Source organism: Streptomyces sp. NBC_00019, assembly GCF_045041015.1.
GTDB lineage: Bacteria > Actinomycetota > Actinomycetes > Streptomycetales > Streptomycetaceae > Streptomyces.
Genome location: NZ_CP108302.1, coordinates 4,948,977 through 4,969,507 on the forward strand (window position 1 = coordinate 4,948,977; position 20,531 = coordinate 4,969,507).

Sequence of the window (20,531 nt, forward strand, 5' to 3'; positions counted from 1 at the left end):
CCGGGCTCCGACAGCCCACAGGGGGACCACACATGCACGCCATCCGACTGCACACCTTCGGCCCGGCCGAGAACCTCACCCACGAGGAGGTCGAGGCCCCGCTCCCGGGCCCCGGCCAGGTCCGTATCGCCGTCGAGGCGGCCGGCGTCCACCTCCTGGACACCGCGCTGCGCGAGGGCGCACAGGGCCCCCTGCCCGCCCCGACGCCGCTGCCCACCATCCCAGGCCGTGAGGTCGCCGGCGTCATCGAGTCCCTCGGCGACGGCGTCGCCGCCCCCTGGCTCGGCAAGCACGTCGTCGCTCACCTCGGCTTCGCCCCCGGCGGTTACGCCGAACTCGCCGTCACCGACGTCGACCGCGTCCACGAGATCCCGGCGAACCTCGACGCCGCCGAGGCCGTCGCCATGATCGGAACAGGCCGTACGACGATGGGGATCCTCCAGTTCGCCGACCTCGGCCCCGACTCGGTCGCCGTGATCCCGGCCGCCGCCGGCGGCATCGGCACCCTCCTCGTGCAGTACGCCAAGAACGCCGGCGCCACCGTCGTCGGCCTGGCCGGCGGCCCGCGGAAGGTGGCCCGCGTCGCGGAGAACGGCGCCGACCTCGCCGTCGACTACAAGGATCCCGCCTGGCCCGACAAGGTCCGCGCCTTCCTCGGCGGCAGGCCCGCCACCGTCGTCTTCGACGGCGTCGGCGGCGAGATCGCCCGCCACAGCACGGAACTCCTCGGCCCCGGCGGCAAGCACATCGTCTTCGGCTGGTCGGGAGAAGGCATCCACGACGGCGAGCCCTACCTGATCGACGGCGTGTCCGAGCAGGTCCTGGGCCCCGTGATGATGCAGAAGGCAGGCGGCCCCAACCCCGTCCGCACCCTCGAACTACGCGCCCTCAGCGAGGCCGCCGCAGGCCGCCTCATCCCCGCGGTCCAGCGCTTCCCCCTCGCCGAGGCGGCCGCCGCGCACCGGGCGCTGGAAACACGCGGCACCACCGGAAAAGTCGTTCTCGTGCCCTGACACGCCCGGATGCGATACGTACCGATTCATGGTGTTCTGACCAGGTGAGCGTCACCCGAACGGACCAATCCACCGCAGCCACGGACCCTCGCCGCTGGTGGGGCCTGGTGATCATCGCCCTCGCCCAGCTGATGGTCGTCCTGGACGCGACGATCGTGAACATCGCCCTGCCTTCCGCACAGCAGGACCTGGGCATCTCCGACGGCGACCGGTGGGGGCACCTCCCACGCCCTTAAGGCAGTGGGGGAGGGTGATCACCGCCTACACGCTCGCCTTCGGCGGACTCCTCCTGCTCGGCGGCCGCATCGCCGACCTGGTCGGCCGCAAACGCACCTTCGTCATCGGCCTGATCGGCTTCGCCGCCGCCTCCGCACTCGGCGGCGCAGCCCAGACGTCCGGCATGCTCTTCGGCGCCCGGGCGCTGCAGGGCGTCTTCGCCGCCGTACTCGCCCCGTCCGCGCTCAGCCTCCTGACGACGACCTTCACCGACCCGAAGGAACGGGGAAAGGCCTTCGGTATCTACGGCGCACTCGCCGGCAGCGGCTCGGCGATCGGCTTCATCGTCGGCGGCCTCCTCACCGAGTACCTCGACTGGCGCTGGTGCCTCTACGTCAACGTCCCCATCGCCGTCATCGCCGTCTTCGGCGCCCTCGCCCTCCTGCACGACCGCCCCGGCCACGCGGGCGCCCGCCTCGACGTACCGGGCGCACTGCTGGGCTGCGGCGGCCTCGTCGCGATCGTCTACGGCTTCAGCGAGGCCGAACCGCGCGGCTGGACCGACCCCCTGGTCCTGGGCCTCTTCGCGGCAGTCGCCGTCCTCCTGGCGACCTTCGTGTGGTGGCAGTCCAGGGCCCCCGTACCCCTGCTCCCCCCTCCACATCGTCAAGGACCGCAACCGCGCCGGCTGCTTCCTGACCATGGGCCTCGCCGTGATCGGCATGTTCGGCCTGTTCCTCTTCATGACCTACTACCTGCAGGTCATCCTCGCCTACTCCCCGGTCAAGACCGGCCTGGCATTCCTGCCGCTCACGGCCGCGATCATCATCGGCTCCACCCAGATCTCCGCCCGCGTCATGCACCGCGTCCCGCCCCGCCTGCTGATGGCCCCGGGCATGGTCCTCGCGGCGAGCGGCATGGTGATCCTCACGCAGATGACCGTGCACAGCGACTACGCGACCGAGATCCTCCCCGCCCTCGTCCTCATGGGCCTCGGCATGGGCCTCACGTTCATGCCGGTCTTCGCCACCGCCACCGCCGGCGTCGCCCCCCAGGACTCCGGTGTCACCTCGGCCACCGTCAACACCTCCCAGCAGGTGGGCGGTTCGATCGGCACGGCCCTGCTCAACACCATCGCCACCACCAGCAGCACCGCCTACGTCACCGCCCACCTCACCACCGGTTCCGACCGCACCCTGATCACCAACGAAGGCATCGTCCACGGCTACACCGTCGCCATCTGGTGCGCCGCCGGCATCATGCTCCTGGCCGGCCTGGTCGCGGCCCTGATGGTCACGGCCAAACCACCACGCCAGGACGCTCCGACGGGGACGACACTGACGGAGTCGGTGGCCTGAGCGCACAGAAGGGGCGACCGTCCGGCCGCCCCCTCCGCCCGCCTCAGCGGCTCACTTCACGACCGCCTTGGTCGCCTTGCTCACCGCCGACCCGTCCTTGTGACCGGTACGGTGCGCGATCACCTTCACGGTGATCTTCTTGCCCTTCTGCGCCGACTTCAGCACCAGCGAGGACTTGGTGGCCCCGCTGATCACCTTCCCGTTCGCATACCACTGGTACGCGTACGAGGTCGGCGCCGGACTCCACGTCCCCTTCGACGCCTTCAGTGTCTTCCCGACCTTCGCCGTCCCGCTGATCACCGGCGGCTTGCTCGCCTTGGGCGCGTCCCCCTTGGCCACGGTCACCGCAGCCGAAGTCGCCGTCCCGCTCCGCCAGCCCTCCTTGACCGCGGTCACGGTCACGGTCAGCTTCTTGCCGACCACCGAGGTGAGCAGGGTGTACGACTTCCCGGTCGCCCCCGAGATCGGCTTGCCGTCCGCCTTCCACTGGTACGTGTACGAGGACGGGGCCGCCGACCAACTCCCCGGCGACGCCGTGACCTTGGCCCCGGCCTTGGCCGTGCCCGTCACCTTGGGGGCGGCCGTGTTCTCCAGCTCAGGCCGGGGAGCCACGGTGAAGGTGCCGCGCGGGAACTCCCAGCCACGCGTGATCACGCTGACGTTCCAGGTACCGGTGGCCGCGCCGGTCAGGTCGAGCGTCGCGGCCACCGTCCGGTTGTCCGCGGAGACCGAGTCGGCCGCCGCCGTGATCGTCTTGCCGGACAGGCTGAGCCGGACGGTGACGTCGGGGCCGAGCGCGGTGCCGGTGACCGTCAGCTTCACCTTGCCGCCGGTCACACCGGTGTCGGGGCTGACCGCGGTGACGGCCGTCTTCTCCGTGCCACACACCGACGTGCAGGTCAGCTCGGCGCTGTAGGCGGTGCTGGACGCCTTCTCGGGCAAGCCCAGGACGAACACCGTCGGCGTGCTCTGCGAGGAGGAGCCGAGCGCGTCACAGTCGTAGCCCTCCGGGATGTAGTGCGTGCAGCCGTTGGCCCAGGTCGCCGTGTTGTACAGCACCGGCACCGCCGTGGTGGTGGCACCGGCGGTGTCCTTGATGTCCGTCTCGAAGCGGTCGAACCCGGCCGTCGGCAGCGCCGCGCACACCGCGGTGTGCGACTCGTCCAACGTGCCGGTGATCGGCCCGTACCCGTAGGCCACGGACGGCACCTTCACGCACTCCGGCGCCGGACCGTCGGCGGTCGCGATCCGCAGAGCGTCCAGGCGGTACTCGGGCGCCGCCTTCAGCGTGACCGGCGTCTGCACGAGGACCTGATTGGTGGTGGACCCGGTGACCGCACAAGGGGAGTTGCGGAAGGAGCACTCCACCCGGCCGTCCCCGGCGATAACCGCGCTGTTGGCGGTCCCGAGGGCGTCCCGCACGTTGACGTGCACGACATCGCCGGCCGCGGCGGTGGTCACCTGGTGGCAGTTCAGCGTGCCAGGACCGTCGTAACCACTCTTCACCGAAGGCCCGCCGACCTTGGCCGCCGCGGTCTTCGTACAGCCCGCCGAGGAAGCACTCGCGGTGACGTCCCGCCGGGTCAGGCTGTAGGTGGCCGTCTCGTCCCGGCCGTTGACCAGCACGGTGTGGTCCTTGCCCGGGGTCAGGGAGCAGATGGCCCAGCCGTTGGTCGTGGCGGAGCGCTCACAGACCCGCTTGCCATCGGAGTCCAGCACCGAGAACGCCGCGGAGGCCGTCCCGGAGGTGGCGATCAGCTGGAAGACCTCGGCGTCCGTGTGCGCATCCGCCGGGATGCCCAGGCAGTGCGAGAAGACGCCGCCGCCGGTGGTCAGCGTGGCCTTCGCGCCGCCCGCGGCAAAACTCCCGGCGGACAGAACGGGGCAGCCCTCGGCGACGTCGGTCCGGTGGAAGGCCACCGCGTAGGCACCCGTCGCCGAGTCACCGCCGTCCTCGGTGTGCACCAGGGCCCGGTAAGGAGCCTCCCCGGTGAGCGCGCAGTCGCCACCACGGAGCTCGCCCTCATCGCACTGCGCGGTGCCCGTGCGGTCCAGGACCTCCACCTCGGGAGTCAGCCCGGCAGAGGAGAGCGAGGTGAGCGCGGCGATCCGGGCCCCCTGCGGAGCGGACAGCGCCAGGCAGTCGTACTGCCCGACCGCGTTCAACTCGCCCTTGTACAGACCGGTCCCGGTCGCCACGCACCCGTCGTCGGCCGCACGGTCGAGGACGACCACGCCGGCCCGCGTGTCATGGAAGGGGTACGTGCCGTCGAGGACAGCCGTGTACGTGCCCGGCGCCTTGATCCGGCACGGATCGGCACCGTACCGACACACGCTCAGCCCGGCCGCGTCGTACACCCGCGCCACCTCGACCTCCCGGTCCTCGCTCACCGAGTGCACGGTGTACGAGCCCGCTGAAGCGGCGGTGAAGGTGAAGCACGGGTTGGCGGTGAAGTCCTGCTGCTCCAGCGCGCCGTACGGGCGGACCGGAGTGGCGGTGCAGCCCTGCGGGTCGCTGAGCCGGCGCACCTTGACGCCGTACTCGGCGGGGAAGCCGCTCTCCGAGCGCGAGACGGTCGAGATCACCCGGTAAGGGCCGTCACCGGGCAGGACACAGCTGTCCTCGTCGTTCTCCGGGAACCGCTCGCAGATCCGGGCACCGGTCGCGTCGGTGATCCAGGCGCGGGAGTCGCCGTACACCTTCGAACCGTAGGTGAGCCGGACCCGGTCGCCGCGCTCGCCTTCGAAAGGCTGACAGTCGACCTCCACCTGGCTCACCGTCGTACGGGTGACATCCGGCTGGTCCCAGTCGGTGCCGGCAGCGACCGCGCAACCCTTGTCCGAGCCGAGCGGCACGAGAGTCACGGAGGCGCTCTCGTCCTCCCAGCCGGTGTTGAGGACCTTCAACGTGTAGGTGCCGGCAGCGGGCACCGCGCACATGTCCTTCGTGGCGTACCCGTCACCTGAGCAGTCCACCTGACTGCCATCGGCGGCGAACAACTGCCTGGCCATCGTGTTGCCGTTGCCGTCCACCGCCGGCGCCAGATAAAGGCCGGGCGTCTCGACGGTGACGGTATAGCAGGCGCTCGAATCGGGCGCGACGGTCGCCTTGCCGATCGCGTCCCCTGGGTCGCCGAAGGTCGCGAGCGCGAGCGGCGCACACTCCGCCTCGTCGGCGGCGACGGCTGGACCCGCCCCCGCCAGGGACAACAGTGGAGCGCACAGCGAGACGACGGCGGCGAACACGGCCGCGCGCCTTCGTCCCGTCCGTCTCGCAGGCGGACAGGAATCGTCGTCGGACACGTAATCCCCCCTGGAACATCGGTCGTTGAGGCGATGGTCGCACAGGGGTGTGACAGCGCTCTCACGAGTTTCCAGGGACGGCCGAAACCCTAGTGACGCCTGGCAATCCGATCGGCGATCCGCGCCAGCCGCGACGACTCCGCACCGTGCGTCGCCGCCTCCTCACCGGCGTCTGCTCGTGGACGGTCACCCCCAGCGCCTCGACGACAGTCGCGAGCCCCTTCACCAGCTTCACCGGGTGCACGCGCGCACCGTGCGGCATCCACGAGGAGCCGACCGCGCCGGCGACCCGAATCCGCTCGGCGGTCCCGCGGGCGTCGTACAGCTCGCGGTCCTTCTCGCCGTACGACAGCTCGTGCGCGTGGAAGTCCTTCAGCCGCGCCAACTGCGCGGGCGTGTTGGCGACTTCGAGGACACCGCCCTTGTGGATGCTGGCGTCGATGCCCTCCTCCTCGGCGGCGCGGACGACCTCGTCGACGGTGTCGTTCATGGCCTTCTGGAGGCGTACGGCGGCCTCGTGGCCGTGCAGCCTCGCATACCGGTCACGTCCGGCGGCGCCGTTGTAGAGCCAGCCACCGTTACGGCCGGACGCCCCGTATCCGCAGAACTTCTGCTCCAGAAGGGCGATCTGGAGGAAGGGCGCCGCCTTCTTCAGGTAGTACGCGGTCCACAACCGTTCCTAGAGACTGAGCGAGAGTGAGTCCTGTTGCCAGAACTCATGCTCAGCCGAACGCCCCGAACGGTGCTGGGCGTTCTGGTGGCCCGCGTTCGCTCCGCGGTCCGGCGGCACGGATCGTGTCCGTGGTCCGGAGATGTGGGGGCGGGTTCCCTCACGCCCAGGGACTCCTGGTCCGGCCTGGACGGTCCGATGCCCGACACCATCGCTCTGGTGGTGCCGGGGCGGTGCCGTCCGTCGCCGGATCGCGCGTCCCTGGGCGCGCCGTCCGATCGCCACGGCGGCCGCGTCGTGGCGAGTCGTCTTCCTGTTTTCGTGGGTGAGAGGCTTTTGCCAGTGCTGGGCGCCCCACTTGGAGGTGTAGGCGGGGTCGACCGCGATGATCGTGATGGCGGTCTGGTCGGCCATGGAGGTGAGCCGGGTGCGGAGCCTGCCGGTGGGCATGCCGGAGATCAACTGCCTGAACCGCTTGCGTCGGCCGTGTTTCTCACGGGTCTTCTCCGCGGCGAAGTCCAGGTCCTCGACCGCGATGGCCTTCACGCCGCAGGTGCGGGCCCAGTGCAGCAGCCGGGTCAGAGCGTGGCGGACCTGAGCATCCCGATGCTCGGCGGTGCCGGTCAGGTCGAAGGCGAAGCGGCGCGGGCTGCCGGCCGGGTTGCCGTGGGTGTCCAGGCGCCAGGCGGCCAGGTGATCGGCGTTCATGTCTACGCCGATCACACCGTGCGCGAGGACGGCGGCCATCGGGACGGTCCGGGAAATCGGGAGCTGCCAGGAAGCGGTCAGATACCAGCGGCCACGGTCCACATCGAGGTGGATGCGGTAGGCGACCGCCCGGTTCGCCGCCACCCGGTCCGCCCACTCCTGCCCCCGGTGCGGGAAGCCGGCCCGGCAGGCCAGGACGTACCGGCCGTGCGGGGCGTTGGCCAGATGCGTGAGCGGCGCCGGGAGTTTGATGCTCACCTCGCCGTCCGGGCTGACACGGATCGTCTCGTTGCCGTATCGCTTCCCCGACTCGCCGTCCGCCTGCAGAAAGCAGCGCTCTGCCTCCCACCGCCGACGCCAGTCGGCCTCGGTGAGCTGGGCGTCAGACAGGTGGTGGCGGGTGCGGGCCAACCGCTTCCCGCCGCGCACGACGTGTACGGTCCCGGCCTCGCGGTCGGCCCGCACGCGCTCCAGACGGCCCTCCAGGACGTGCAGGCGGCGGGTCTTGGCGTGCCACTCCCGCCTGCTGCGATAACCGCCGGGCGCCTTCTTCGAGCCCTTCGCGCCGACCGGCAGCGACAGCCGGTGCGCGATCGTACGGATCCCCGCCTCAAGACACTGGATGTGGGCGAGCTGGCAGCGGCGGGCCAGCGCCCACTGATCATGCGTGGCCTTGGTCAGCGACCCGGCCCACCGGGACGACGACACAGCCGTCAGCTCCCGCTTGCGGGCCGCCCACGTCGTGGCGGAGTGCCCCAGACCCTCCGTGCACCGCACCTTCAAGTTCCGGGAGGCCAGCGAGCCGAGGTGCGCACCGACCAGCGCGAGGACCTTCTCATCGGCGGGCGTGAGCTGCTTGAGCCGGGTACGGACCGCCACCCCCGAGGGCCCGGGCACGACAATCGACTCCGCAAGCTCCCGCAACCCGTCCACCCCCATACAGCCCCCGAAAACCCGTTCATCACACCCAACGAACACCGCGCGGAAAGGTCACACATTCGACGAGCGAACTCCGATTCCCCTCGCGGAAAGCAGCACCCGGCAGCGCGTCAGACCCCTGCGCGCTCACTCACACCAGAACGCACTCGTACTCAGTCAAACTCCAGCAGTTCCCAACCCCTGACAGCCCCCACTGTCCCCTTCGGATTCCGTCGTTCCACACGCCCCCTGACCAGAGGACAACACCCCAGTGCCGCGGACGTACATCCACACCCTGTGGAAGCCCCGGGCAATTCGCATGACCCGATTTACCCGCGCCGATAGCCTCGAACGGTGATCGACATTCCGGAGGGACTGGCGGCGGCGCAGGAGAAGTTCAACGGAGAGGCGGGGCGAAGATTCATCGCCGGACTGCCCCGACTGGCAGCGGACTTCCTGGACCACTGGGACCTACGACGGGACGGCGCCGCGATGCACGGCGTCACGGCGCTGGTCCTGCCGGTCGTGCGTCGCGCGGACGACCTCCCGGCCGTACTGAAGCTCCAACTGCTGGACGAGGAGAGCGAAGGCGAGCCGGCCGCGCTGCGGGTGTGGGACGGCGACGGAGCCGTACGCCTCCTGGACCACGACGCCGCGACAGGCACCATGCTCCTGGAGCGCCTGGACCCGGCCCGCATGCTCTCCCACGTCCCGGACTCCCGCGAGGCCGTCCTGGTCATCGCCCGCCTGCTGGCCCACCTGACCTCCGGACCGGCACCGCGGGGCATGCGCACGCTCGGCGACATCGCCGCGGCCATGGTGGAACAGACACCGCGGGCACTGGAGCGGATCGCCGATGCGGAGGCGCAGAGACTGGTCGCCGACTGCGCGGCGGCGGTACGGGAGGTCGTGGACGAACCCGGCGACCGCCTCCTGCACTGGGACCTCCACTTCGACAACGTCCTCGGCGCCGACCGTGCGCCCTGGCTCGCCATCGACCCCAAACCCCTCGTCGGCGACCCCGGCTTCGACCTCCTGCCCGCCATCGTCAACCGCTTCGACCCCGACGAGGTGCGCTGGCGCTTCGACGCCATGACGGACGTCCTGGGCCTGGACCGCTCACGCGCGTGTGCCTGGACACTGGGCCGCGTGCTCCAGAACTGCCTGTGGGAGATCGAGGACGGGCGTCCGCTGGAGCCGGAACAACTGGAAATCGCCCGACGCCTGAAAGGCCACCACCCTTCATGATCCGCACCGCCACCCCCGCCGACATCCCCGTCATCCACGCCCTGGTCCGCGAACTCGCCGACTACGAGAAGGCCCTGGAGGAGGCGAAGGCGGCCCCGGAGCAACTCCACGAGGCACTGTTCGGGGAGCGCCCGGCGGCCTTCGCGCACATCGCCGAGGACGACACAACAGGGGAGGCGGTCGGCTTCGCCCTGTGGTTCCTCAACTTCTCCACCTGGCGCGGTGTGCACGGGATCTACCTGGAGGACCTCTACGTACGCCCGGAGGCCCGGGGCGGCGGCCACGGCAAGGCCCTGCTGACCGAGCTCGCGCGGATCTGCGTGGAGCGGGGATACGAGCGGCTGGAGTGGTCGGTACTGGACTGGAACGCGCCGTCGATCGCGTTCTACGAGGCCCTGGGGGCCCGTCCGCAGGACGAGTGGACGGTGTACCGGCTGACCGACGGGGCGCTGCGGACGCTGGCTGGCCCGGCATGAGAAAACCCAGGTCAGAACAGGTCTGAGCTGGGCCTGAAAAGAGCCCCCTGTCGGATTCGAACCGACGACCTACGCATTACAAGTGCGTTGCTCTGGCCATCTGAGCTAAGGAGGCATGCATACGTCTGCCGCGTACGCGCCCGTGCAGTGTACCCAGGTCCCGGCCGCCCCCTGTCGAAAATTTCGGCGAAGTTCACATGCCCTCGGCTACTGACAGATCGGGTAAACGCCAGGTACCGTCCCTCCCAGTTCACCTGTGTGGACTACACCACCACCTTCCTACAACGGATCGTCCGGCACGTTCCTGCCGGTAGAAGGGGGCCCATCACCATGGCCACTGTTTCGTTCGACAAGGCGACCCGGATCTACCCGGGCACCGAGAAGCCCGCCGTAGACGGTCTTGACATCCACATCGAGGACGGAGAGTTCCTCGTACTGGTCGGTCCGTCCGGCTGTGGCAAGTCCACCTCGCTCCGCATGCTGGCGGGGCTCGAGGACGTCAACGGCGGTGCGATCCGCATCGGTGACCGCGACGTCACGCACCTGCCGCCGAAGGACCGGGACATCGCCATGGTGTTCCAGAACTACGCGCTGTACCCGCACATGTCGGTCGCCGACAACATGGGCTTCGCGCTCAAGATCGCCGGTGTGCCGAAGGCCGAGATCAAGCAGAAGGTCGAGGACGCGGCGAAGATCCTCGACCTGACCGACTACCTGGCCCGCAAGCCGAAGGCGCTCTCCGGTGGTCAGCGTCAGCGTGTCGCCATGGGTCGCGCCATCGTGCGTGAGCCGCAGGTGTTCCTCATGGACGAGCCGCTGTCCAACCTGGACGCCAAGCTCCGTGTGTCCACGCGTACGCAGATCGCGTCCCTGCAGCGCCGTCTCGGCATCACCACCGTCTACGTCACCCACGACCAGGTCGAGGCCATGACGATGGGCGACCGTGTGGCCGTGCTGAAGGACGGTCTGCTCCAGCAGGTCGACACCCCGCGCAACATGTACGACCGTCCGGCGAACCTCTTCGTCGCCGGCTTCATCGGCTCCCCCGCGATGAACCTGGTCGAGGTCCCGATCACCGACGGTGGCGTGAAGTTCGGCAAGAGCGTCGTGCCGGTCCAGCGTGAAGCGATCTCCGGCATCACCGACAAGACGGTGACCGTGGGTGTCCGTCCGGAGCACTTCGAGGTGGCGGGCCCGGAAGCGGACCTGGGTCTCGCGGTCACCGTGAACGTGGTCGAGGAGCTGGGCGCCGACGCGTACGTCTACGGCACCGCCAAGCTCGACGGCAACGCCCAGGACCTCGTCGTCCGCGTCAGCGGCCGTGACGTCCCGGAGAAGGGCAGCACGCTGCACGTCGTCCCGCGCTCGGGCGAGACCCACGTGTTCTCGACCTCCACGGGTGAGCGTCTCTCCGACTGACCCACAGGCAGTACATCCCGGGTGATTTCACCCAGGTTGACGAAGAGGGCCCCGCAGCCTGCTGCGGGGCCCTCTTCGTTGTCGACAAATACCCCGGCAGACCGGGCATTTCGAGCAGTGTGCGTCAACGCCTTACCCAATTCGAGGCACCAGTTCATCCCCCGAACCGGTGACTAAATGTCGCCAAATCATCACCCCGCGCTACCCTCACACGCGTGAAGCACTCCACTAACCAACAGACGCGACGCGGCCAGGGCCCCGCCCGCCGTATCGGCCGCACGCTCGCCCTTGTCCTGCCCGTCGTCCTGGTCCTCTCCGGGACCCTCGCGGTCACCCGAGTCGACTGGTCGGGGGATCCCTCGGGCTCCGTGCTCACCGCCTCCGATGTCTCGGCGGCCGGCGCCTCCTCGAAGGCCAGGGCACGTACACCTCAGGACGTCCTGCGCGACAAGCTCCTGACCGAGCTCCAGGAGGAGAACCCGGGCATCGCCCTCACCCACCTCCAGGAGGCCGTGAACGGCCGCCCCTCGCTCGCCAGGCACTGTGCGTCGATCGCCCGGGCGCTCGGCCGTGCGGCGGTGCGGGTGTACGGCCCGACGCGTGCGCAGTCGTACGCCCGGCCCGTCTGCGACACCTCCTTCGCGACGGGTGTGGCGGCGGCGCACAGCTGAGGCCACGGCCTCCTCCCGATCAGGGGGAGGCCGTCATTCCGCTTGTGGGAAGTTACGTCTGAATAAGGAACGGTTACCGGCAGAAGCCGCGAGCGGGGCGCCACGTACAGTTCGGTCATGACCGATCCGAACGCCGCGTCCCGCCCCGTTCAAGCCGTTGTCCTGGCAGGTGGCCAGGGCTCGCGGCTGCGCCCGTACACCGACGACCGGCCCAAGCCGATGGTCGAGATCCCCGGGACGGGGACTCCGATCATCGGCCATCAGCTTGTCTGGCTCGCCGAGGAGGGCGTGACGGACGTCGTGATCAGCTGTGGCCATCTCGCCGACGTCCTGCAGAAGTGGCTGGACTCGGCCGATCTGCCCGTGAACGTGACGACGGTCGTCGAGACGGAGCCGCTGGGCCGCGGTGGTGGCCTCAAGTACGCGGCGGCGCGTCTTCCGCACCCGGACCAGCCCTGGTACGCCACGAACGGCGACATCTGGACCAGGTTCTCGCTGCGCGAGATGGCGGACTTCCACGCCGAGCGCGACGCGGTGGCGACGCTGGCGTTGGCGCGGCCGCGGATTCCGTGGGGGGCCGTGCAGACCGACGGGTTCGGGCACATCACGGACTTCATCGAGGCTCCGCCGACGACGTACGAGATCAATGCGGGTGTGTACGTCTTCTCCCCGGAGTTCGCCTCGATGCTGCCCGAGCGGGGCGACCACGAGCGGACCACGTTCCCGCATCTGGCGCGGGAGCTGCGGCTTGCCGGGTATCCGATTCCGCAGGGTGCGTACTGGCGAGCCATCGACACCGCGAAGGATCTGACCGAGGCGGCCAAGGAGTTGGCGGCGCTGGGGCGCTGAGCGTCACGTCGCAGGAAGGGCCCGGCACTCGTGTGCCGGGCCCTTCGCGTCTTCGGGTCAGCCGGTGGGCTGCTGTCCCAGAATGCCTCCCACCGGCTCAGCTACCCCAACAGGCCGCCTACCAGGCCCGGTTCGCCGGAGGAGCCTCCGGTGTCCGAGCCGCCTGTCGTACCGCCGGTGCCGCCCGTGGAGCCGGTGCCGCCGGTCGGTCCCGAGCTGGTGCTGGGGGCGCCTCCGGTCGGGGAGGACTGCTGGGGCGGGGCCTGGCCGGTGCCCTGGGTCTGGCTGGGGGTGGTGGTGTTGGCGTCCTTGGTGGCGCCCGGGGTGGTGGCGGCCCCGGAGGGGCTGGCCGTGCCCGCCGTGGCGCCCTGGGTGGGCGAGGTGGAGGCGGACGGGGTCTTCTTGCGCTTGCCGGGTTCCTGCGGGAGCGGGGAACCGGGGAGTTCGTTGCGCGGGGCGTCGCCGGGGCCGGGGACGATGATGCGGTCGGCGTCGCGGACGGCGCCGCCGAGCATCGAGCCGATCAGCAGGGTGAGCCCGATGACGACGGCCGTGACGAGGGCGCCTCGGCGCAGGACGTAGCGGCGCAGTTCCCAGAGGTCGGAGCGGGGTCCGAGGCGGCGCCAGGCGCTGCCGGCGAGGCGTCCGTCGATGGAGTAGACGGGGGCGCCGGCGATGATCAGCGGGGACCAGGCGGCGAGGTAGATGATGTCGGGTGCGTCGTAGGCGGGGACGCTCTTCCAGCTGACGGTGAGCAGGAGCGCGGCGGAGAGCAGTGCGCCCACGGCGGCGCCGACGCGCTGCCAGCAGCCCAGGATCGTGAGGACACCCACGATGACCTGGAGGAAGGCGATGACGAGGCCGGAGCCGACGGGGTGCTGGAGGGCGAACTGGCGCAGTGGTTCGGCGACTTCCCAGGGGTGCAGGGTGTTGAGCCACTTGACCATGGAGCCGCGCTTGCCGCCGTCGAAGTAGACGGGGTCGCAGAGCTTGCCCATGCCGGCGTAGATGGAGATGAAGCCGAGGAAGATGCGCAGCGGGAGGAGGACGACGCCCAGGTTCATACGGCGGCCCGGGAAGTAGGCGTGCCGCGCGGGGTCGACGCCGTGGCGCCGGGACGTCCCGGTGTCACCGGATCCCGCCGACTCCTCGAACTCCTCGTCGCCGTAGCCGAGTTCCTCGTCGTAGGCGCTGCCCACGGTTCGCATGTCGGGCAGGAGGCGGGGTTCGTCGCCGTCGTAGGTGCGCTGGGCGCCGACTACGGGGGTCTCGACGGTCTGGGCCAACTCGTCGTCGTAGACGTCGATTCGGGGGATGACCTGGGTGACTCCGGCGTCGGCGACAGGCTCGTCGACCGGGCGGACGCCGCCGCCGCGCACGGCCTGGAGCAGGCGGTGGGCGCCGGTGTCGTCGGGGGCGGACTTGCCGCTCCAGACGACGGGGCGGCGGCGGGCCGCACCGGTGGCCGTGGTTCCCACGGCGGGCATCCGGGCGGTGTCCTCGGCAGCGCTCAAGTGCCGTGCGATCCGCGGGGATTGGGCGGCACGTCTCGTCGACGCGCCCAACTGCACGCGGAAGCTGGCGTGATTGACGATGACCTGCGCCGGATCGCTCGGCACCTTCACCATGCTCAGCGCGGGAGCGTCGTCGAATCCGGAATCGAATCCCGACGAGCGGTCCCCCGTGGGTGTGCGGGGTGTTCTGGTGTCCACACTCATCTAACCGAGTGACGTGTGTTTAGGACACTGCTTTGACTGCCCGGATGTGTCCGGACAGCGTCAAGCTTGCCCGCAACGCCCGAACGGAGGCGAGATTACCCCGTACGGGTGACGATGCGGACCCCTGTTCAGGCCCGCCGACGAGCCGCCTCGTACAGCACGACACCCGCTGCCACACCGGCGTTCAGCGACTCCGCGCCACCCGGCATCGGGATCCGCACCCGGAAGTCGCACGTTTCGCCGACCAGCCGGGACAGGCCCTTGCCCTCGCTGCCGACGACGATGACGACCGGGCCGCCGAGGGCCTCCAGGTCGCCGATCTCGTGCTCCCCGTCGGCGGCGAGGCCGACGACGGCGATGCCGGCCTTCTGGTACGCCTCCAGGGCGCGCGTCAGGTTGGTGGCGCGGGCGACGGGCGTACGGGCTGCCGTACCGGCGGACGTCTTCCAGGCACCGGCGGTCATGCCGGCCGCGCGACGCTCGGGCACGACGACGCCGTGGCCGCCGAAGGCCGACACGGAGCGGACGACGGCACCCAGGTTGCGCGGGTCGGTGACACCGTCCAGCGCCACGATCAGCGGGTCCTCGCCGTGGTCGTAGGCGGCGTTGGCGAGGTCCTCGGGGTGGGCGTACTCGTACGGCGGGACCTGGAGGACCAGGCCCTGGTGGTTGAGCCCGTTGGTCATACGGTCGAGCTCGGGGCGGGGGGCCTCCATGAGGTTGATCCCGCCGCGCTCGGCCGCGAGCTGGAGCGCCTCGCGCACCCGCTCGTCGTTGTCGATGAACTGCTGGACGTACAGCGTCACCGCGGGCACACCCTCGCGCAGCGCCTCGACGACGGGGTTGCGGCCGACGACCATCTCGGACGTGCCCTTGCCACCCCGGCCACGCGGCGTGGGACGGCGCGCGGCCTGCTTGGCCTTGGCGTTGGCGATGCGGTTCGCCTTGTGCTTCTTGCGCAGCTCGGCGGGCGGCGTCGGACCCCTGCCTTCGAGGCCCTTGCGTCGCTGGCCGCCACTGCCGACCTGCGCGCCCTTCTTGCCGGACATGCGGCGGTTGTTCGCGGCCATGACCTACCTGTTCTCTACGGAAGTAATACGTACGTCTATGCAGTGTGCCGCCCGGAGGGCCGGGCGGCACAATCGATCAAGAAAGCGGGCTAGCGAGGACCGAGGGTCCAGCGCGGTCCCTGGGGGCCGTCCTCGATGGACAGGCCCGACTGGTTGAGCTGGTCGCGGATGGCGTCCGCGGTGGCCCAGTCCTTGCGGCCGCGGGCCGACTCGCGCTGGTCGAGGACGAGTCGTACGAGGCTGTCGACCACTCCGTGCAGGTCTTCGCCGCGGTTCTCCTCGCCGGCCCAGTGGGCGTCGAGCGGGTCGAGACCGAGGACGCCGAGCATGGCGCGGACCTCGGCGAGGCGGGCCACGGCGGCTTCCTTGTCGTCGGCGGCCAGCGCGCTGTTGCCCTGGCGGACCGTGGTGTGGACGACGGCGAGTGCCTGCGGGACGCCCAGGTCGTCATCCATGGCCTCGGCGAAGGCGGGCGGGACCTCGGCGGAGGGCTCGACGGTGCCGGCCTTCTCGACGACGCGCTGCACGAAGCCCTCGATGCGCGCGAACGCCGACTCGGCCTCGCGCAGGGCCTCCTCGCTGTACTCGATCATCGAGCGGTAGTGCGGAGTGCCGAGGTAGTAGCGCAGGACGATCGGGCGCCACGTCTTGACCATCTCGGAGACGAGGACGCTGTTGCCGAGCGATTTCGACATCTTCTCGCCGCTCATGGTGACCCAGGCGTTGTGCACCCAGTACGCGGCGAAGTCGTCGCCGTAGGCCTTGGCCTGGGCGATCTCGTTCTCGTGGTGCGGGAAGATCAGGTCGAGGCCGCCGCCGTGGATGTCGAAGGCGGAACCGAGGTACTTGTGGGCCATGGCCGAGCACTCCAGGTGCCAGCCGGGGCGGCCACGGCCCCACGGGGTCTCCCAGTCGGGCTCGCCCGGCTTGGTCGCCTTCCACAGCGCGAAGTCACGGGGGTCGCGCTTGCCGGTCTCGCCGTCCGCGGCGGGCTGGAGCAGGTTGTCCAGCTCCTGGTTGGACAGCTGGAGGTAGCCCGGGAAGGAGCGCACGTCGAAGTAGACGTTGCCGTCCGACTCGTAGGCGTGACCGCGCTCGATGAGGCCGCGCATCATCTCGATCATCTCGGGGACGTGCCCGGTGGCACGCGGCTCGTACGTCGGCGGGAGGCAGCCGAGGGCTTGGTAGCCGTCGTTGAACGCCCGCTCGTTCTCGTAGCCGATGGACCACCAGGGGCGGCCCTGGTCGTGCGACTTGGCGATGATCTTGTCGTCGATGTCGGTGACGTTGCGGATGAACGTGACGTCATAGCCGCGGTACTCGAACCAGCGGCGCATGATGTCGAAGTTCAGACCGGACCGGATGTGCCCGATGTGCGGTGCGGCCTGCACGGTGGCACCACAGAGGTAGATCGAGACACAACCCGGAATGAGCGGGGTGAAATCACGGATCTGCCGGGCGCTGGTGTCGTACAGCCGAATAGTCACGAGACAAGGGTAGTGGGCCCCGGGTAGTGCCTTGCGCGCGTTCTGCTCAAGGGGACGTATTCGTGACGTTGTCGGTCAGCCGACCCGTACGACCAGCGCCGTGGCGATCGCCATGAGGCCCTCGTCGCGGCCGGGGAACCCCAGCCCGTCCGTGGTCGCGCCCGACACCGACACCGGTGCTCCGGCCGCCTCCGAGAGGATCTTCTGGGCCTCGTCGCGACGCTTGCCGATCTTCGGGCGCGGTCCTACGACCTGTACGGCGATGTTGCCGATCCGGAAGCCCGCGGAGTTCACGATCCGGGCCGCCTCCGTCAACAAGGTGATCCCGGATGCACCCGACCACTCGGGGCGCCCCGTGCCGAAGTGCTGCCCCAGGTCACCGAGGCCCGCCGCCGAGAACAGCGCGTTGCACGCGGCGTGGGCGACGACGTCGGCGTCGGAGTGGCCGGCCAGGCCCGGGCCCTCGCCCTCCCACTTGAGGCCGGCGCACCACAGCTCGCGGCCCTCTTCGAAGGCGTGGATGTCGGTGCCGATGCCGACCTGCGGCAGTGGCGTCCCTGCGAAGGCGTCAGAAGCCATCGTTGAGCCTCCTGCGCGCCAGGACCGCCTCCGCGAGGACCAGGTCCAGGGGGCGGGTGACCTTGAAGGCCTCCTCGTGGCCGGGGACGACCACGACGGTCTCGCCGAGTTGCTCGATCATGCTCGCGTCGTCGGTGACGTTGTCGGTGACCGTCTCGTGGGCGCGGATCAGGGTCGCGCGGTCGAAGCCCTGGGGCGTCTGGACGGCGCGGAGGCGGGCGCGCTCCGGGGTGGCGACGACGGGCTCGGGGTCGCCCGGGACCGCGGCCGGCTCGACCTCCTTGACGGTGTCGGCGAGGGGCAGTGCGGGCACGACGGCCGTGGCGCCCTCCCGTACGGCCTCGATGACCGCGTCCACCGTGTCCACGGGGACCAGCGGGCGGGCGGCGTCGTGGACGAGGACGATGTCGTAGTCCGGCGGCAGGGCGTCCAGGCCGAGCTTCACGGAGTCCTGCCGTTCCTCGCCGCCGGGGACGACCAGGAAGTCGGTGCGCTCGGGGAGGGCGTGGGCGTCGAGGAGGCTCTTGACCTCGGCGGCGCCGTCGGGCGGTGCCACGACGACGACCAGGGAGACCGCGCGGGAGGCGGCCATCGCACGGACCGCGTGGATCAGCATGGGGGTGCCGTTCAGCGTGCGGAGCGCCTTGGGGGCGCCCGGGCCGAGTCGTACGCCCCGGCCGGCGGCCGGAATCACGACCGCCGTGCGGACTTCGGCGCGCGAAGGGCGCGAATCGTCAGACATCGGTTCCTGTCAGGTTTGTGTGCTCGGCCAAGATGGGTAGGCCAGACAGCGTGCCGGGCGCGACGCCTTGACCGGACCCTTCCGTGACGCCGGTCGAGCCTGCTGCCCGGGCCCGGCACGCCAAGTATCGGGGCTCGTCCCCGAAGATGTGAGCGGCGGGACAGAGTCGGTCCGTGCAGGACGGAATCAGTGTCCGGGCGTGAACATGCCGCAGCGCCCGGCGACAATGGTTACGTCATCGGGCACCGCGGCATTTCTTTGCAGCGTTTCTCTTTTCAGAGGACGCGGCAATGTGCTGAGCCGAACCTGGCGGCAGCGTGCGTCGTCAGGACGCGAGGACCTCGTCGAGCAGGGCCTCGGCCTTGTCCTCGTTCGTGTTCTCCGCGAGGGCGAGCTCGCTCACCAGGATCTGGCGGGCCTTGGCGAGCATGCGCTTCTCACCTGCGGAAAGTCCGCGCTCACGCTCACGACGCCACAGGTCACGCACGACTTCCGCGACCTTGATGACATCGCCGGAGGCGAGCTTCTCCAGATTTGCCTTGTAACGACGCGACCAGTTCGTGGGCTCCTCGGCGTACGGCGCGCGCAGCACCTCGAAGACCCGGTCCAGCCCGTCCTGACCGACCACATCACGCACGCCGACGAACTCCGCATTGTCCGCTGGCACACGTACCGTCAGGTCACCCTGGGCGACCTTCAGCACCAAGTAGGTCTTGTCCACGCCTTTGATCTGGCGAGTTTCGATAGCCTCGATCAGCGCGGCCCCGTGATGGGGATAGACCACGGTGTCGCCAACCTTGAACGTCATGTGACAGGTACCCCTTCCGTGGCTATCCAGGGTAACACGGAAACTGCGGGTTCTGAATGGCGTTTTCGCAGGTCAGGGCATATCTCGGGGCTTGACAACAACAACAGGAACGTGCTGCGGAGGCCGAGCGGAAGAAGGTATTCGCAGGTCGGAGCGGCTCTCCGGGGGAGGTGAAACGCGTACGTTACACGCATCCGGAGGCCCTTCAGCGTAGACGAACGTCCCCATATGTCTGGTTCCAGGTGTGCGACTTCCGCTACTCCGTTCGATGCCGGGAGTCGCTTCCGCGCCGTTTCCGGAATTGATCACTCGCAATCGTGGGCACCCACCGGATCAGCCCGTGATCAATTTCGTGGGCGACCGCGATTTCCTTCACGGAAGATTTGCGAGCGGATGCGGAGGGCTCTTATGTGAATGGCGGATGAGTGCGGGCTCAAAGTGACTCGTGAGTCACTCGTGGCGGGTGGTGACTAGCCCCTGCGGTGCGGAAGACGGCCCGTTGGGGAGGGTCGGGTGCGGTGACGCGGGAACGGCTCGGTAACCTAAGGCCGCTGACAGACACTTAGGGCGGCTTAATTCGCCCGCTCCGTTCGAGTCAAGGAGTTGCCGCCGCCGTGAGCAGCAGCCTTCGACGCGGTGCCCTAGCGGCCGCCGCCATCGCGTTCTCGATCGCCTCGCTCTCCGCGTGTGCGGCCGGCAGCAACGCCCAGACCCTGGAGATCAAGCCGGACAACGCGGCCACCTCCGTCGGTGACATCAAGATCCAGAATGCCGTCGTCATCACCCAGCCCGACCTGGAGTCGACGGGTCCGGCCGTGATCTCCGCGACCCTGTTCAACAGCGGCCCCACCGCCGAGACGCTGGACTCGGTCACCGTGGACGACGCAGGCAAGACCGCCGAGCTCGCCGCCGCCAAGGGGAAGGGCAAGCTGACCATCCCGGCCGGCGGCTCCCTCGTCATCGGCGGTGAGGGCAACGCCTCCGCGGTCCTGCCCAGCAGCCGTGAGGCGGTCCAGGACGGCAACGCGCAGAAGATCACCTTCACCTTCAGCAAGACCGGCGCGGTGAGCCTGCGGGCCTTCGTGGTGCCCGCCAAGAGCTTCTTCGAGAAGTGGGGCCCCACCGAGATCCCCGAGGCGCCGGGCACGGGCGAGAGCACCTCGCCCTCCCCGACCGGGTCGGCCACCGGCACGGCCTCGCCTTCGGCGACGGAGACCGCGACCGACGCGGCATCGGCCTCCGCCACGGCGACCGAGAGCGCTGCCGCCGGGCACTGAG

14 protein-coding genes, 1 tRNA gene and 3 pseudogenes are annotated in these 20,531 nt (G+C 69.8%); 8 read left to right on the forward strand and 10 right to left on the reverse strand.

Features of this window, described 5'->3' with window-relative positions; genetic code table 11:
- Window positions 1-32: 32 nt before the first annotated feature.
- Complete coding sequence (locus OHU89_RS23150; RefSeq protein WP_405645535.1) at window positions 33-1,013, forward strand: zinc-binding dehydrogenase; 981 nt, start codon at window positions 33-35, stop codon at window positions 1,011-1,013.
- 107 nt (window positions 1,014-1,120) lie between these two features.
- Window positions 1,121-2,587 (forward strand): annotated as a pseudogene (locus tag OHU89_RS23155) (MFS transporter).
- Window positions 2,588-2,638: 51 nt separating this feature from the next.
- Here the strand turns inward: OHU89_RS23155 and OHU89_RS23160 are convergent.
- From OHU89_RS23160 to OHU89_RS23170, 3 genes and pseudogenes are all read right to left on the reverse strand, one after another.
- On the reverse strand, window positions 2,639-5,833 hold the full coding sequence (locus tag OHU89_RS23160; protein ID WP_405645536.1) for a Tat pathway signal protein: 3,195 nt from the start codon (window positions 5,831-5,833) through the stop codon (window positions 2,639-2,641).
- A 208-nt stretch (window positions 5,834-6,041) separates the two neighbouring features.
- Window positions 6,042-6,563, reverse strand: a pseudogene (locus OHU89_RS23165) (NAD(P)/FAD-dependent oxidoreductase); the annotation flags it as partial.
- Between the two features lie 6 nt (window positions 6,564-6,569).
- Window positions 6,570-8,201: pseudogene (locus OHU89_RS23170) on the reverse strand (IS200/IS605 family accessory protein TnpB-related protein).
- 339 nt (window positions 8,202-8,540) lie between these two features.
- On the opposite strand from OHU89_RS23170, the gene OHU89_RS23175 reads away from it, so the two are divergent.
- The gene (locus OHU89_RS23175) at window positions 8,541-9,434 is read left to right on the forward strand and encodes an aminoglycoside phosphotransferase family protein (RefSeq protein WP_405645538.1); all 894 of its coding nucleotides are present in this window, start codon (window positions 8,541-8,543) and stop codon (window positions 9,432-9,434) included.
- Window positions 9,431-9,910 carry a GNAT family N-acetyltransferase gene (locus OHU89_RS23180; RefSeq protein ID WP_405645540.1) on the forward strand — a complete coding sequence of 160 codons (480 nt, stop codon included), beginning with the start codon at window positions 9,431-9,433 and terminating at the stop codon, window positions 9,908-9,910. Before OHU89_RS23175 ends, OHU89_RS23180 begins: the two co-directional genes overlap by 4 nt.
- A gap of 41 nt (window positions 9,911-9,951) precedes the next feature.
- On the opposite strand, the gene OHU89_RS23185 is transcribed toward OHU89_RS23180, so the two are convergent.
- Window positions 9,952-10,025: transfer RNA gene (locus tag OHU89_RS23185), tRNA-Thr, on the reverse strand.
- 215 nt (window positions 10,026-10,240) lie between these two features.
- Between OHU89_RS23185 and OHU89_RS23190 the strand changes: the two genes are divergently transcribed.
- The 3 genes from OHU89_RS23190 to OHU89_RS23200 all read left to right on the forward strand — a co-directional run bounded on the left by OHU89_RS23190 (window position 10,241) and on the right by OHU89_RS23200 (window position 12,849).
- On the forward strand, window positions 10,241-11,329 hold the full coding sequence (locus OHU89_RS23190) for an ABC transporter ATP-binding protein (protein ID WP_267015547.1): 1,089 nt from the start codon (window positions 10,241-10,243) through the stop codon (window positions 11,327-11,329).
- Window positions 11,330-11,544: 215 nt separating this feature from the next.
- Window positions 11,545-12,000 carry a hypothetical protein gene (locus tag OHU89_RS23195; protein ID WP_266890681.1) on the forward strand — a complete coding sequence of 152 codons (456 nt, stop codon included), beginning with the start codon at window positions 11,545-11,547 and terminating at the stop codon, window positions 11,998-12,000.
- A gap of 117 nt (window positions 12,001-12,117) precedes the next feature.
- Window positions 12,118-12,849 (forward strand): nucleotidyltransferase family protein, encoded by a 732-nt coding sequence (locus tag OHU89_RS23200; RefSeq protein WP_266890679.1) that lies wholly within the window; start codon window positions 12,118-12,120, stop codon window positions 12,847-12,849.
- Window positions 12,850-12,950: 101 nt separating this feature from the next.
- Here OHU89_RS23200 and OHU89_RS23205 read toward each other — a convergent pair whose 3' ends face one another.
- The 6 genes from OHU89_RS23205 to OHU89_RS23230 form a co-directional block, all read right to left on the reverse strand.
- Entirely contained in the window at window positions 12,951-14,567 is a 1,617-nt protein-coding gene (locus OHU89_RS23205; RefSeq protein WP_405645543.1) for a DoxX family membrane protein, read from the reverse strand.
- 128 nt (window positions 14,568-14,695) lie between these two features.
- On the reverse strand, window positions 14,696-15,637 hold the full coding sequence (gene rlmB / locus OHU89_RS23210; protein ID WP_405645545.1) for a 23S rRNA (guanosine(2251)-2'-O)-methyltransferase RlmB: 942 nt from the start codon (window positions 15,635-15,637) through the stop codon (window positions 14,696-14,698).
- Between the two features lie 89 nt (window positions 15,638-15,726).
- Window positions 15,727-17,124, reverse strand: coding sequence for a cysteine--tRNA ligase (cysS, locus tag OHU89_RS23215; RefSeq protein WP_405645547.1), 1,398 nt, complete (start codon window positions 17,122-17,124; stop codon window positions 15,727-15,729).
- Between the two features lie 75 nt (window positions 17,125-17,199).
- Window positions 17,200-17,703, reverse strand: coding sequence for a 2-C-methyl-D-erythritol 2,4-cyclodiphosphate synthase (gene ispF / locus OHU89_RS23220; protein ID WP_266825412.1), 504 nt, complete (start codon window positions 17,701-17,703; stop codon window positions 17,200-17,202).
- Window positions 17,693-18,445 carry a 2-C-methyl-D-erythritol 4-phosphate cytidylyltransferase gene (ispD, locus tag OHU89_RS23225; RefSeq protein ID WP_405645550.1) on the reverse strand — a complete coding sequence of 251 codons (753 nt, stop codon included), beginning with the start codon at window positions 18,443-18,445 and terminating at the stop codon, window positions 17,693-17,695. Before ispD ends, ispF begins: the two co-directional genes overlap by 11 nt.
- Window positions 18,446-18,770: 325 nt before the next feature.
- Window positions 18,771-19,253: a CarD family transcriptional regulator gene (locus tag OHU89_RS23230; RefSeq protein ID WP_003953493.1), complete on the reverse strand. Its 483-nt coding sequence runs from the start codon at window positions 19,251-19,253 to the stop codon at window positions 18,771-18,773.
- A 614-nt stretch (window positions 19,254-19,867) separates the two neighbouring features.
- Here OHU89_RS23230 and OHU89_RS23235 point away from each other — a divergent pair.
- Entirely contained in the window at window positions 19,868-20,530 is a 663-nt protein-coding gene (locus OHU89_RS23235; protein ID WP_405645551.1) for a DUF461 domain-containing protein, read from the forward strand.
- The last annotated feature ends 1 nt before the right edge of the window (window position 20,531 follow it).